The following is a 13,387-nucleotide window of genomic DNA, read 5'->3' as shown; positions in this document are numbered from 1 at the left end:
CTCTACCCTCCCCCCTTAAAACAGCACGTTATCTATGTAGTCAAACTCATCCTCATCTTCTATGCCATTTACTTTTTTATACACTCTATAAAGGGCCTGAAGCTTTTTAGGAGTACTTTCCCAAAACTGCTCTTCCGTCATTTTAAGTAAGTTTGTAGCTAAATAATAAAGCCACTCCCAATCCCAACTTCCAGGATTCGAGTGGCCTATATTTCCCCCATATTTTCATCTTGTTCAGGCATAGAACTGTCTAGTACCTTATTAATAGCAGCTGAAAGTCGTTCTAAATCCTTTAACCCCAGCCTCTCTCCTACTTCCTTTAAGGTTATATCTTCTTCCTGCGCTTTTATTGCTGCATAAATTAAAGCTCTAATAGCTTTTATCTTCATGTTCTGTAAATCATCAAAGGCTTTATTGATATCCCCATAGATTTCTTCTAGTTCACAAAAGGTATTCATGTTAAGTTTTAGCTCATATTCTTTATTACCTAAGGTAAATTTTATTCCTTTATTTTTAAGTTCTGATGCTTTCAATATTAATCCCTCCAATTATAAAATAAAAAAGGACTTACCTTTAAAGTAAATCCCTTTTAAATCTTATTATTACTTTGCAATTAATCTCGATTATAATTTTTTATAATCTTAAAATTAATTACTTTTATAAGTTTAAATGATGTAATCAAAACATTCTATTTCTCTATTCCTTTTATCTCCTTAATTGCATCGATTAAACCATAAAATAATAGATTGTCCCTAACTCTAGCTTCTGGGTGTAGATATGATATTAAATATTTATCTTTTTTATACTCATAATACCAAATCCCTCTATTTGTTCTCTTCCACTCTACAGGTTCATTAAAAATAGAGTGATATATGTCGCTTGTCCCGCAACATATTATTAAATCTGGATCATATAATGAAATCTGCTTTTTTAAATATAACTTATCTTCTTTTGCAATTCTACAAAGCTCATCTTCATTACAAACATAATTTCCTGGTGTCTTTTTTAAGTTAATAACACAAATAGATTTTAAATATTTTTTTCTCTGTTCTATGGTAATATTTTCAATTTCATCCCAACATAATTCTTTATCAATATTTATTATTCCTAACGTCCAACGTGTTATATTATTCCATGTATTTGCTCTAGCTCCATTCCTAACAAATTCTCTTAAGTCCCAATTACCTCCATCGATATCATTTACTTCTTTTAAAATATATACTATCTTTATTTTAGCGGATATATAACTATCTTCACACACTACACCATCCGAAACAAATCCTGGTCTATTTTGAGACCACAATTTAAACAGCTTATTTTCATTATTTGTAATTACCCCCATTTACAATTCCTCCAAATAAAAATGTTATATTAAACTATTTATAAGTTTATCAAATTGATCTCTATTTATTTTTATATCCCTAAGTTTACTTTCATCATAGGTATTAGGATGTTGATTAGATGTAAGCAAATAAACACAAACATTACTTAAACTATTAACACCTTCAATATTCACTTTCATCTGTTTTTTAGGAATATTAGTATCACTTATTATTACAATATGATATTTTACATTCTCATCTATCTCAAACGATTTAATTTCTTTAGTTATACCATCCTTTAATCGACAACTTTTATTTCTTATATCTGAAATTAAAGTTTCCTTTTTATTACAAAAGTTAATAAATCCATTTCGATTCCATCCTAGATCCATTTTTAAGTCTAAAAAATTTATTATTTTATTATCTTCTACTAATACAATGTCAGGGTAGATAGGATTTTTCTGACCCTCAACAGTAATTGGTTGATCTACAAGGTAAGTATATTTTCCTAAGTTTTCAGCTAGAAACTCAGCAAATACATCTTCTACATGACTTGAAATATTATGGCTTCTCCCTCGTTTAACTCTACTATTATTAACTTTAGCTTTTCTTGCTTGTCTATATAACTCTATTACTTTAGAGACAAAGGACTCAGGAGTTATTTTATAATTATTCATATCGTATATCCTCCACTTAATAGCAATTATATACTAAATTATACTAAAACCCCTGATCTGTATCAATGCATAGTCTATGAGGTTTCAACTGGCTCATCAGGAACTGCTGTAAACCATCCATCAATAATTGTCTGGTCAATACCTGCCTGATCTTCATCAGCAATAAACCTATAGTTTCCATCATAGTCCCTTGCAAAGAAAGTTCCTTTAATCTTTGCACTCTTTGGCTGCGGCTTTTCACCTTCAGTATCATATTCATCTGACGCCAGTTCAAACTTACCCTTAAGAAGCCACACATATCGGTATTTTCCATTATTTTTCTTTGATTTAAAGCCAAGTGCTAATGTTGGAGGGATATCTTCCTTGCTTTCTATAAGTACTCCCTTTACTACCTTTGCACCTTGTAGCTTTGCCCTACTTTCAAGAGAAAGCTGATTTATTTCTATTTCTACATCTACGCCTTCAAAAGCAGTAATGACATCTTCTACAGTATCATCAGAATAAATATTCTCTGAACTAACCTTAGGAGATAACCTTGCACTTATGGCCCTTTCAAGTTTAATCGGTGTATCATAAGTCACTCCTGTATTATCATCCTGGGTAAGTACTGCTATATGAATATCTTTAAGTCCTATTTGTCTTGCCATTAACCTTCCTCCTTCTCTTCTAAATAAAAAAATCTTAGTGCTTTATGATATATCCCCGTATCTGGTTCATATAAATCAGCTTCATTAAGCCGTTTAAATCCTATATTCTGTAGTTTACCTTTAACTTCCTTAACAATATCTGTATAATCCTCTTTTGACCATACATCGACTTGAATATAGTGGCCTGTATAGAATTCAAAATCATCTTCATACTCTTCTCCACTTGTAAAATACTCATGAAATGTTATATACGTTTTTGCTTTTCCAGTATATCTTTGAAAAGAGACAGGGATACTTAAGGGTTTTAAAGCATCAATAATTATTTTATTTATCAATCTCCTCAAGCCCCCTCATAAGTTCTTCTGCAATAATGTCGTTTATTTTCTTTTTATTTTCAAGTACAGATTTTTCTGCCCAATGTTGTGCCGGTTGCTTACTCGTACCGAATTCAGAGAACTTTGAATAAAAAAATTCAGAGTTATCCCCTTTACTCGGACCTATTTCAATATAATCAACACCATTTTTCTTCAGAATATCAGAAGTATTTATGTTATCAGCCATATGCTTTTTGTTAAGCTTTGATCTGGGTGCCTTTTTCTCCATTGTATCTTTTACTAAGGCTGAAGCCTTATCAAGAGCTTTCTTCTTTATACTTTCTCCCTGCTTCCCTAGTTTGTTTACTTTATCGATTAGTTCCTGCATACCTTCAAGTGTCATTCTAGCTATCTGTATCACCTTCTATTTCTAAGGCTTTGATTTCTATAAATCTGTTTTGATATTTTATGTTGTCAATAGCAGTGATGTTGTAGAATTTTCCTTTAAAAGAAATTCTCATAGTTTCATCTAACCCTTCAAGATACCTTATAGTAAACTTTACTGTTTTTTCTGCCTTTACCTGTGCAGCAGTAAAGTATTCTCTTCCATGAAGATTCTCTACTTTTGCCCATACAGTCTTAAAAGGCTCCCAAGTTTTTACTTCGAAACCATTATCGTTAATTGATGTGGTTAGTATCTGAAGGGTTATTCTGTGTTTAAATTCACCTATATTCATAACATCACCACCTAAAAACCTTGTATGGGTAAAGAAGGGCAGAAATAGAAAAAGGAAGCTCTTTAAACTCCCCTTTCTTATTTACTGCCTCTCTATTTTCATTAAAATGACTACAAAGAAGAAGTATCGCCTGCTTAATACTCTGAGGTACTGTTTCATAACCTACTTTAACTTCTACCCTTACTTTCCCCGGAATATTTATTACATCCTTTGGCCATATATCTTTATGAACTACAATTGGTGGCTCTGTTCCTAGTACTTTCACATAATTTGAGGGTTCTATATGGACTTCTTCACCCTTTGAATTAGTATAGTAAATACTATTGATATCAATTACAGATGTAATAGGCAATTTTAAAACTTTATTAGGAAAATTATCTAGTATAATCTCTACAGTTTTTTGCTTTATGAATCTGCCGGTAAAATTCTCACAGTATTCAGTTGCTACTTTTATGAGAGAAGTAATATAAGCATCTTCATCACTATGCTCTAATCGAAGATGCCCTTTTACTTCTTCAAGAGTTACAATATCTGGCCCTATTTCTTCTATTATTTTTACATCCATAACTAATCACTGTACCTTGCACCAGTCAAAATTGCAACTATACTTCCTTCTACTGGTGCATCTACTACTTCAACAGCCTTTATTCTTACAAATTTATATTCTAATTTTGCTAGACTTCTATCATCAACTTCAATAATATAAGTTTTATTTTCCCCAACAGTGGTAGTAAAACCTGAAGTATCTGCTAGAATGTAATCTGAAAAATTATCTCCTGATAGTGCTTCTTTATATCTAAATTCAATAGGTATAGCTTCTGTTCCCACTTCATCACTTAAGGCTTCCACTGTTATTGTTGATGTTCCTGTATCACCAATTCCTGTGGTGATTATAAAGGCTGCATGGTTATAGTTTGAAAGGTCAACTGCATTTGTAGTTACTGTTCCAGCAAAAGCATCTGCTTTAGGTGGTAATACCGATATTATATGAAAAGTATTTTTCATCGTATCTCCTCCATTTCATAATTAAAGGGATAGCATTAAAGCCATCCCTGTCTATTCATCTATTTTAAATTTCTACTGTTTATTTTCTATCTGCTAAGGCTACAAAAGGTGATAAACTACTGCTTCCTTTATATGGTAAAAGAGTCTTATTCCAAATAGGCTGACCATCTACTCTGTAGATAAATCTAAATACACTCTCATCATAAAGGAATCTTACATGTATAGATGAAGCTGCATTAATGCCGCCTTTATCTATTAGAAGGTACTGACTAAAATCAGCAAGTATAATATCTCCTAAGCTTCCTAAACTGCTGCACTGCTCTATAGGTATAACAGGTCTTCCAAATAGTGTACTGTAAGGCTTGTCTGCAAGACCATTAGCTGGCATATAAACTGGCACACCACCATCTCCAATTTTTAGTGACATTGTATAAAGCATAGGTTCTACATCTTGATTTATAAGCCATACGGCATTTTGTCTGCTTCTCCCCCACATTCTAGACCACATCTTTACAATGTTTTCAACAGTGATAGTTTTTGCAGCTTGACCAGTTTCTTTTGCTACTTTTACAAGAGCACCAGAATTTAAAATACCTAGAGGCTGTCCTGCACCATTTCCATTAATTATGGCATCGTCAATTTTAAAGCCAAACTCTTCAGCAAATCCCTGCATAAGTACAGATTCAAGAGCTGCTGCATCAGTTAAAAGCTCATCTGTTACATAGCAAAGGCCCGTAAGCTTTTTAAGACTTAAATCCATTACTCTAAATTTAGGTCTAGAACCTATAAGCTGGTCTGCTTCATTCTCCCAGTAAGTTTGTATACCTCCCCATCTTGATCCATTAGCCCTTGATGTTTCATCAATAGCGTTGATTTTAAGGCCATTAGAGTTTGTACTAAGCGGTATTTTTCTACATTTTGAAGCAATAACTCCAGTATTATATGCTCTTTTTAGAAGCTCTCCAACAAAATCCTGCTGGACTAAAAAGCCGCCATCACTTGGCAAGCTTTCTGAAAGTCCTGAAGCAGCTCTAGTTGTGAGCCTTGGATCAACTTTTGCATTAGGGCATGCAGCCCTGTAAACTGCCATCATCTGCTCACCAAAGCTTCTAAATATACCTTCATTTCCTGATAAATTTGAATTTTGAGGTTCAGAGCGAACAGGTTCAGAATCCCTTGTCCTAAGCTCTGCTTCTAACCTTTGCTGTCTTTCTTCAAACTCAATTTCTGTTTGCCTTCTATCAATTTCTGCATTTAAATCCTTAAGCTTATGTTCTTCTTCATCTGTTAATGTTCTGTTTTCCTTTTCTACTGTATCGAGAATACTCCTTGCCTGTCTAATGAGCTCTGCTCTTTTTTGCTTCATTTCAGCTATATTTTTCAAATAAATCACTCCATTTCTTTGTTTTTTGGGTATAAAAATAGCACCTTCTGCATTTCCTTAAGAAAGTGCCTTAATACTTACTTAATAATTTAATTTTTCTTTTATATAAATCTAACTTCTGCTTAGCATGTTTAGCTTTTTTCTGTCTTTCATCTTCCCGGTGCTTCTTAAAAATCTCATCCATACTTCTAACTCCTACATCTGTTTGAGAATAAGCAGGATAAGTTACTGGTGATACATCAAAAAGCTTAACTTTCTGAAGTTCTCTTACATCTACCCCATCTTCAAGTCCCCATCGGTCCGATTCTACAATGAAACCAAAGGACATTTGGGATATATCTCCCCTTTCTATCGATACCATCAAATCCCTTGCCCACTGGGTATCTGGTGGATAAATTATAACCTTTAACCCTTTTTCATCTTCTTCAAGATGTAAAGTTCCCGATTTATTTCTACCAAGAACATAGTCGGGATTGTGGTTAAAAAGTGCTCTTATATCATCCTTTTCTATTGAATCTTTAAAAGCTCCGGGAAGTACCCTTTCTTTATATGGGAAAAATCCACCTAATGTTTCACTCCACTGATTAAATACTGCTGCATGCCCTTCAATAGTTCTAACTATTTTATCACCATCTGCTCCATTAGGCTTATTTTGTACCCTCAATTCAGTCAAGTTTACCGTCCGTCTCTCTAGTTTCATTAATATCACCGCCTTCCTTAAATTGATTATTTACCTCAGTTTTTGATTTAGCAAAGGCACCTGCCATGTTAAGTGGTAGCATATTTCCATTGATAAGGTACAAATCTCCACCTTTTTCTTCACCAATGGGGTTCATATCCTCCAATTCCCTTATGTCATTGGCACTATACCAGCCATTTTGCCTGCCTATAGCGTAGCCTTCCATCCTTGTTTTAAAATCCCCTCGAAGCAGGCCATCTATTGTGAACTTTGCAAAGTATTTTTTCCTCTCACTAGGAGTAAGTAAGCATTTATGAATGGCCTGTTCCCATCTTACAAGCCAAGGTCTTATGGTATGAACTGCAAATTCGATAGACTGATTCTCAATATTTGAAAAAGTTGCATGTTCTAAATCTCCAATAAGGTGAGGAGGAACTCTGTATATTCGACAAATTTCGTTTATCTGAAATTTTCTTGTCTGTAAAAACTGGGCGTCTTCCGGTGGTATACCGATTTCATGATATTTCATTCCTTCTTCTAGTACAGCTACTTTGTGACAGTTTCCTACCCCTCTATACACCTCTTCCCACTGTTTACGAAGTTTTTCAGGGTCTTTTAAAACCCCTGGATGTTCAAGTATTCCTCCCGGTCTTGCTCCATTTCCAAAGAATCTAGCTCCAAATTCCTCAACTGCAAGGGATAAACCAACTGCCTCTCTTGCAGCTGCTATAGGAGATATCCCAGTAATCCCATTAAAAGAAAGTCCAGGTATATGAAAGATTTTCTCTTTTGGGTAAATTATCTGTCTACCGTCAATAAAATATTTATACTTAATTTTCTTAGTTTCCTTATCTCTTTCTACCACCATCTTATCAGGCTGAAGTGGATAAAGCTCCACAATATTACCTGCTCCATCTCGTACTATTTCAGCATAAGCATTCCCCCAAAGTAAAAGATGGACCATCATTGTTTCTCTAAAGGAAAAACTGGTCATTTCTTCATTGGGTAAATCGTGAAGAATTGAATATAAAGGATGTTTTATAGCTTTTTCTTTTCCTTTAGTTTTTCTAATGTAAAGAGGTAGAGGTAAACTAGCAACTGTTTCAGCAATTACTCTAACGCAGGCATAAACAGCTGTTGAAGTCATGGCATTATATTCAGATACTTTTTTTCCTGCATTAGAGTTTGTTCCTATATCTTCAGCCATTAAAAAAGCCTTGATGCGATCATCAAGACTGGCGTTACGTTTTTCAAATAGTTTTGTTATGAAGGGTATTTTCAAGGATTCACCTCCTTGTTTTGGATATAAAAAAAGCACCTGTAATTAACAGATGCTAATTATAATCTTAATAACTTTTTTTCATCTTTTGGTGAAATTCTCATATAACCATTACCAAAATCCTCTAAAATACAGTTATCTTTATAGTCTATTACTTTTGAATTCACTAAACGCTCTCGTAGTGTTTCATTTGGGAACGGGTTAGCTAAAATTTCTCTACTTAATCTATTTTGTTTTTTTACTATCTTTTTCATAATCCAACCATTCCCTTTTCTTTAATTAATTATTTTCCTTAATAATTTTCTCAATTTGTTTATATGCTAACTTAATTGAATTATACCCTTTACTACAATATCTATTCATTTTAATAGTTTTTCCTGATTCCAAGTTAGTCCTAGTACATATTATGCCAAATTTATTATTTATGTTCTCTATACTTATAGATATCTTATTGCCATTTTTATATAAATAGTACAATTCTTTTGGATTTCCGGTAAAATTCCAATCAAGATTTTCATCTATTTCACTTAAATCATTCATCATTTGTATAACATTATTATATCTCTTATTTGTATCAATATCCAAGGATTTTTTAATTATTTTTCTTAGTTTTATAGGTATATGTGGTAAAAAATAATCTCTATCTGGATATTTACCACTTAATATTACTTCTTTTAGTTTGTCATTAGAATCAACTTTTAAATCTTCTAATTGTTGTTTTAAAACATCATTTCCATTACATAGTCTATATAATGTTAAGCCGATTTGATAGATATCAGATAATACTGTTCTACCAGAATGTAAAAAATATTCTGGGTCTATATGTAGTTTATAATTATATGGCTGGTTTGCTACTCCATTTACATCTAAATATCTTGATAGTCCAAAATCAGTTAATATTGCCTTATTAGATTGATCTAACAGCACATTAGTCGGTTTAATATCTAAATGAACTAATCCTTTTGAATGAATATATGCAACACCGTTTAATAAATCTAATGAATACTTTATTATTTCACGTACAGTTAAATACTTCTTCTCAATCAAAGCATTTAAAGATCCTTTTTTATGATAAGGCATTGATAAATAAATATTTTTATCATCTTGTGAAGCATATTGTATTTCCATTATATTAGGATGTTTACAATCATAAAGTATTTCAGCCTCTAAAAAGTATTTGTCCATATCTGAAAATTTAGCCTTTTCAATTTCTTTAATAACAAGTTCAGTATTAAGTTGTACATCTTTAGCTAAAAATACTTTTGAGTTTTTACCCTCATTATTTCCTATAGGTCTTATTTTTTGAAAATCAAGATTCGTTCGTCTGAACTTCACACGTATCACCTCTGATTTAATGCTGCTACTGCAACAACTAAAGATTCTTTATTTTCATCTTTTAACTTTCGTCCTTCATCTGTTTTATCAGAATCATCTATTCCTAAATCTTCTGCCATCTCCTTAACTGGTTTAGATTTTAATTTTAAAATTGCTGAAATATTTGGAGCAACGCCTAATAAATATTTTTCTATTGAACTATTTGCAAAGAGTTCTAAAATTACTCCCTCTAAGTTAAGTCTAAAAGAAGTACTAGAATTGACTTTAGTTCTAGCATTCCCTTCAATCAACTTTATTCCTGCTTTATTAATTTTGTATTGTTTAATGATTGTACTAAGTATATTTCTTACATAACTCAGTCTACATGGATTATCTAATGCCTTTGGTATTTTAATACTTGAAATGCTAATAATCGAATATCCATCTCCTTCTTCATCAACAATAGAGTAAAATATCTCATTAGGTGTAACCCTTATTCCAATAGCTGCCATAATTGCCCCCCTTGGCCCATTGTCATGATTTACTATCCAATGATATATTTGGACATGCATACATTATAACATAATTTAACAAAATATTACAACACTAAAATCCCCCTCTCATCATACACAGACTCTTTATTCTCATTCCTTATCGCCCTATCAAGTGCCATAATCATTGCCACAGCACCGTCTATTTTCTCGGTGCTTTTTTGTTTATCCGGCTTTATATTTCCTGCTGGGTCTGTTCTTACATGAATATTATCCATCATCCAACTTAGTACAGGATGACCACCATGGGCTATTTTCTTTTCTAAGGTAAGTTTCATAAGTTCCTTAGTTGGTGGTGACATATCTTTATAACCTTGCCCAAAAGGAACTACTGTAAATCCAAGTCCTTCAAGGTTTTGTACCATCTGTACTGCTCCCCAGCGGTCAAAGGCGATTTCCTTAATGTTATACTTAGTTCCAAGTTCTTCTATAATTTTTTCAATAAATCCATAGTGTATTACATTTCCTTCTGTTGTTTTTAGAAATCCTTGCTGCTCCCATATATCATAAGGAACATGATCTCTTCTTACTCTAAGCTTTAAATTATCTTCTGGTATCCAAAAATAAGGCAGTACATAGTATTTATCATCTCCTGATATTGGTGGAAAAACTAGCACAAAAGCTGTTATATCAATACTACTTGAAAGGTCAAGTCCTCCATAGCATATCCTCCCTTTTAGCTTTTCAGGGTGGACAGGAAAAGAACACTTATCCCATACATCCATAGGCATCCATCTGACTGATTGTTTCACCCACTGGTTGAGTCTTAGCTGCCTAAAAATATTTTCTTCTGCAGGATTTTCTTTTGCACTTAAAAAGGCAGCTCTTACTTTTTCTATATCAATGGTATGACCTAATGATGGGTTAGCCTTATACCAGTTCTTCTCATCAGTCCAGTCATCATTATCATCTATTCCATAAATCACAGGGTAAAACGTAGGATCTATCTTTTTCCCTCTTAATATATCCTCTGCCTTCTGATGTACTTCCCAGCAAATAGAGTTTCTATCATTCCCTGCTGTTGTTATTAAAAAGAAAAGAGGCTGCTTTCTTGCATCACCACTTCCTTTTGTCATAACATCATAAAGTTGTCTGTTAGGCTGGGCATGAAGTTCATCGAATATTACTCCATGAACATTCAAACCATGTTTCGTATATGCTTCTGCCGATAGGACCTGATAAAAACTCCCAGTCGGCATATACACCAATCGCTTTTGTGAAATTACAGGTTTTATTCTTTTTTTAAGTGCTGGACACTGTTCAACCATCTCTACTGCTACATCAAATACAATAGATGCCTGCTGCCTATCTGCTGCACAGCCATAAACTTCAGCTCCCCACTCTCCATCTGCACAGGTAAGGTAAAGGGCTACAGCCGCTGCAAGTTCACTCTTTCCATTTTTCTTTGGAATTTCAATATATGCCGTATTGTATTGTCTATATCCATCTTCTTTTACAGTACCGAATATATCTCTAATGATTTTTTCCTGCCAAGGTAGAAGATCAAATGGGACTCCATGCCATATACCCTTTGTATGCTTTAGGTTGTTTATAAATTTAACTACACGCTGTGCTTTTTTCTCATCAAACATTATTTCACCCTCAATAGTTCTTCCATAGGGTCATCGTTTGTAGATGTATCCCCATCTACTCTTATTCTTGAACGAGCAGATGGAGTAAGTCCAAATTCAGAGCAGAAATCCTTCATGATTTTAAGGTATGTTTGGGCTATAGATACTTGTGGTACCTGCTGAATATATCCAGATGGTGTCTTAAAAATAGTACCATGTTTTGATAGAAATTCTTCTGCTTCCTTCCACCTGGCATAGGCTTGGCAATAACCTGCAAATGCAGCTGCATCTACTTGGGTTAGTATTCCTATGGTTTCTAGGGTTTTAGCCATCCTTTTCCATTCTTTTTTTGCTTCAGGCTCAAGCCATGACGGACATCTAGGAGCCTTTTTCTCTGGTTTTGGTTCATTTTTATTAAGAGGTCTTTTGCCTGGATTCCCTTCTAGAACCTTTAAAGCAGTTGGTTTTGGTTTCCTTCCTCGTGTCGCCATTGCTTTTCACCTCCGACTCAATACTAAAAAAGGACTGATGTTAATCAGCCCCTATCTCTATTTCAAATTCATCTATTAATCTTTCATCTAAATCCCAAAATCTAACCAATTCTTCATAAATATCTTTAATTTTCTTTATATCTTCTTTAGCATCCTTACCAAGTACACACTGCTTTTCCTTTGCAGTAAAAATAAGACCTTCAAGAGTTGTTCTTATAAGCCACTTATTCATTATAGACACCTTCTTCTTGGGATTTTTCTAATTTTCGTTTATTTGCATCTCTAAAAGCTCCATTGCCTGATAGGTTCTTAAGTAGTTCTTTTCTTGCAAACTTATATTCATCCCCAATCATCCCTAGTCTTAAAAGCCATGTTCTTAAAGTGTATTTTTCGTTATCTGTAGGTTTAACTTTTACTGAAGCATATTTTAATTTTTTAGCGTTTTCATTTAAAATGGATACAAACTGCTTAAAAACTTCTTTCTTTTCAGGATTTTCTTCCCCTTGTAAAAATTTAAAGGTTATCGTTTTAGCATAAAAATCAAATTCAATTCCCTGGCAGCTTCTTTCGCCTATATCTTCAAGGGCAGTTTTAAAATCTTCCAAGGTTTCAATTTTGATTTCATTAATACCAATGGCAAAATCCTCTCCTACTAAATCTTCTTCAATCTCAAATGATTTTTTAATAAGGTTCTGCTTGCTGTAAATCATGTTAACTAGATTCCTTAAGGTTCTACCGCTGTGGCCTTCCATTGGAAGAGTTACTTCAAAGTATGTTTCTGTATCAAGTTCTTCACTGCCCTTTGCTTCAGCGCTCTCTACTGTTCCATTTTCATCTTCAGCTTGTTTAAAAAGTTCATCAAGTTTTATTTCTTCTCCTGATGCTTTTATGATCTTTCCTTCTCTGTTAATGATGTAAGTTTCATCTTCTGTTTCCACTTGGTATGCAAAGGTTGGTGCTCCTAAGTAATTTGCTTTCACTCCAAAGTGTGTTTCTAATGCCTTTACAATTTCCTTTCTACTCATTATAAACCCCTCCTGTGTTTTTAGTTATAACATATATCACTCTAAACACAGGAAAAGTCAAGGAAATTAGCGATTGTTTAGTTAATCTATATTGAAAAAAAACCGCTAATTTTGCGGGTTCTCTCCTTTTTATCTACTCTTTATTAAAGTCAATTGGAACTCAGTCCCATCTTCAAGCTTTATTACTAAACCTTTGTTATTAGTTAAAAGTCCTTCTTCTTCAAATGTAGTAATTTCTATTTCTTCACCTTCAAATAAAGCTTCGTTTCCTTCGTAAATAACCTCCATAAGCCAGTTTTGAAATTCTCTTTCAGTTCTCATCTTTCAAATCCCCTTTCTGTGTTTTTTTGTTATTACATTAATCACTCTAAAACACAGATAAGTCAAGAGA

21 protein-coding genes are annotated in these 13,387 nt (G+C 33.3%); all 21 read right to left on the bottom strand.

The window, feature by feature from the left end:
* Window positions 1–15: 15 nt before the first annotated feature.
* The gene (locus BFN48_RS12735; RefSeq protein WP_278287278.1) at window positions 16–141 is read right to left on the bottom strand and encodes a hypothetical protein; all 126 of its coding nucleotides are present in this window, start codon (window positions 139–141) and stop codon (window positions 16–18) included.
* 65 nt (window positions 142–206) lie between these two features.
* Window positions 207–533, bottom strand: coding sequence for a tail assembly chaperone (locus BFN48_RS00840; RefSeq protein WP_069648989.1), 327 nt, complete (start codon window positions 531–533; stop codon window positions 207–209).
* A 155-nt stretch (window positions 534–688) separates the two neighbouring features.
* The gene (locus tag BFN48_RS00835) at window positions 689–1,342 is read right to left on the bottom strand and encodes a uracil-DNA glycosylase family protein (RefSeq protein ID WP_069648988.1); all 654 of its coding nucleotides are present in this window, start codon (window positions 1,340–1,342) and stop codon (window positions 689–691) included.
* A 24-nt stretch (window positions 1,343–1,366) separates the two neighbouring features.
* Window positions 1,367–1,999, bottom strand: a complete 633-nt coding sequence (locus BFN48_RS00830; RefSeq protein WP_069648987.1) for a hypothetical protein — start codon at window positions 1,997–1,999, stop codon at window positions 1,367–1,369.
* Window positions 2,000–2,073: 74 nt separating this feature from the next.
* Complete coding sequence (locus BFN48_RS00825) at window positions 2,074–2,646, bottom strand: major tail protein (protein ID WP_069648986.1); 573 nt, start codon at window positions 2,644–2,646, stop codon at window positions 2,074–2,076.
* The gene (locus BFN48_RS00820) at window positions 2,646–2,981 is read right to left on the bottom strand and encodes a hypothetical protein (RefSeq protein ID WP_069648985.1); all 336 of its coding nucleotides are present in this window, start codon (window positions 2,979–2,981) and stop codon (window positions 2,646–2,648) included. Before BFN48_RS00820 ends, BFN48_RS00825 begins: the two co-directional genes overlap by 1 nt.
* A complete protein-coding gene (locus tag BFN48_RS00815; RefSeq protein ID WP_242863186.1) occupies window positions 2,971–3,363 on the bottom strand; it encodes an HK97-gp10 family putative phage morphogenesis protein in 393 nt (130 codons plus the stop codon). The genes BFN48_RS00820 and BFN48_RS00815 overlap by 11 nt, the downstream gene beginning before the upstream one ends.
* Before the next feature lies 1 nt (window position 3,364).
* Window positions 3,365–3,697: a phage head closure protein gene (locus BFN48_RS00810; RefSeq protein ID WP_069648984.1), complete on the bottom strand. Its 333-nt coding sequence runs from the start codon at window positions 3,695–3,697 to the stop codon at window positions 3,365–3,367.
* Window positions 3,698–3,701: 4 nt separating this feature from the next.
* The gene (locus BFN48_RS00805) at window positions 3,702–4,262 is read right to left on the bottom strand and encodes a head-tail connector protein (protein ID WP_069648983.1); all 561 of its coding nucleotides are present in this window, start codon (window positions 4,260–4,262) and stop codon (window positions 3,702–3,704) included.
* A gap of 2 nt (window positions 4,263–4,264) precedes the next feature.
* Window positions 4,265–4,702, bottom strand: a complete 438-nt coding sequence (locus BFN48_RS00800; RefSeq protein ID WP_069648982.1) for a hypothetical protein — start codon at window positions 4,700–4,702, stop codon at window positions 4,265–4,267.
* Between the two features lie 79 nt (window positions 4,703–4,781).
* On the bottom strand, window positions 4,782–6,086 hold the full coding sequence (locus BFN48_RS00795; RefSeq protein ID WP_242863185.1) for a phage major capsid protein: 1,305 nt from the start codon (window positions 6,084–6,086) through the stop codon (window positions 4,782–4,784).
* Window positions 6,087–6,156: 70 nt separating this feature from the next.
* A complete protein-coding gene (locus BFN48_RS00790) occupies window positions 6,157–6,786 on the bottom strand; it encodes an HK97 family phage prohead protease (protein WP_069648981.1) in 630 nt (209 codons plus the stop codon).
* A complete protein-coding gene (locus tag BFN48_RS00785; RefSeq protein ID WP_069648980.1) occupies window positions 6,752–8,047 on the bottom strand; it encodes a phage portal protein in 1,296 nt (431 codons plus the stop codon). Before BFN48_RS00785 ends, BFN48_RS00790 begins: the two co-directional genes overlap by 35 nt.
* A 56-nt stretch (window positions 8,048–8,103) precedes the next feature.
* Complete coding sequence (locus BFN48_RS00780; RefSeq protein WP_069648979.1) at window positions 8,104–8,298, bottom strand: hypothetical protein; 195 nt, start codon at window positions 8,296–8,298, stop codon at window positions 8,104–8,106.
* A 25-nt stretch (window positions 8,299–8,323) separates the two neighbouring features.
* Entirely contained in the window at window positions 8,324–9,379 is a 1,056-nt protein-coding gene (locus tag BFN48_RS00775; RefSeq protein ID WP_069648978.1) for a serine/threonine-protein kinase, read from the bottom strand.
* 5 nt (window positions 9,380–9,384) lie between these two features.
* Window positions 9,385–9,870: a hypothetical protein gene (locus BFN48_RS00770; RefSeq protein WP_069648977.1), complete on the bottom strand. Its 486-nt coding sequence runs from the start codon at window positions 9,868–9,870 to the stop codon at window positions 9,385–9,387.
* 86 nt (window positions 9,871–9,956) lie between these two features.
* Window positions 9,957–11,501: a terminase large subunit gene (locus BFN48_RS00765; protein WP_069648976.1), complete on the bottom strand. Its 1,545-nt coding sequence runs from the start codon at window positions 11,499–11,501 to the stop codon at window positions 9,957–9,959.
* Window positions 11,501–11,971, bottom strand: coding sequence for a phage terminase small subunit P27 family (locus tag BFN48_RS00760; RefSeq protein ID WP_069648975.1), 471 nt, complete (start codon window positions 11,969–11,971; stop codon window positions 11,501–11,503). Before BFN48_RS00760 ends, BFN48_RS00765 begins: the two co-directional genes overlap by 1 nt.
* Before the next feature lie 40 nt (window positions 11,972–12,011).
* Window positions 12,012–12,203, bottom strand: a complete 192-nt coding sequence (locus BFN48_RS00755; RefSeq protein WP_069648974.1) for a hypothetical protein — start codon at window positions 12,201–12,203, stop codon at window positions 12,012–12,014.
* Window positions 12,196–12,996 carry a virulence-related protein gene (locus tag BFN48_RS00750; RefSeq protein WP_069648973.1) on the bottom strand — a complete coding sequence of 267 codons (801 nt, stop codon included), beginning with the start codon at window positions 12,994–12,996 and terminating at the stop codon, window positions 12,196–12,198. Before BFN48_RS00750 ends, BFN48_RS00755 begins: the two co-directional genes overlap by 8 nt.
* A gap of 129 nt (window positions 12,997–13,125) precedes the next feature.
* A complete protein-coding gene (locus BFN48_RS00745) occupies window positions 13,126–13,317 on the bottom strand; it encodes a hypothetical protein (protein WP_069648972.1) in 192 nt (63 codons plus the stop codon).
* Between the last annotated feature and the right edge of the window lie 70 nt (window positions 13,318–13,387).

The sequence above is a fragment of the Caloranaerobacter ferrireducens genome (assembly GCF_001730685.1).
Classification (GTDB): Bacteria; Bacillota; Clostridia; order Tissierellales; family Thermohalobacteraceae; genus Caloranaerobacter; species Caloranaerobacter ferrireducens.
Note: the sequence above shows the minus strand (reverse complement) of the source record. Positions and strands in the feature narration are given on the sequence as shown.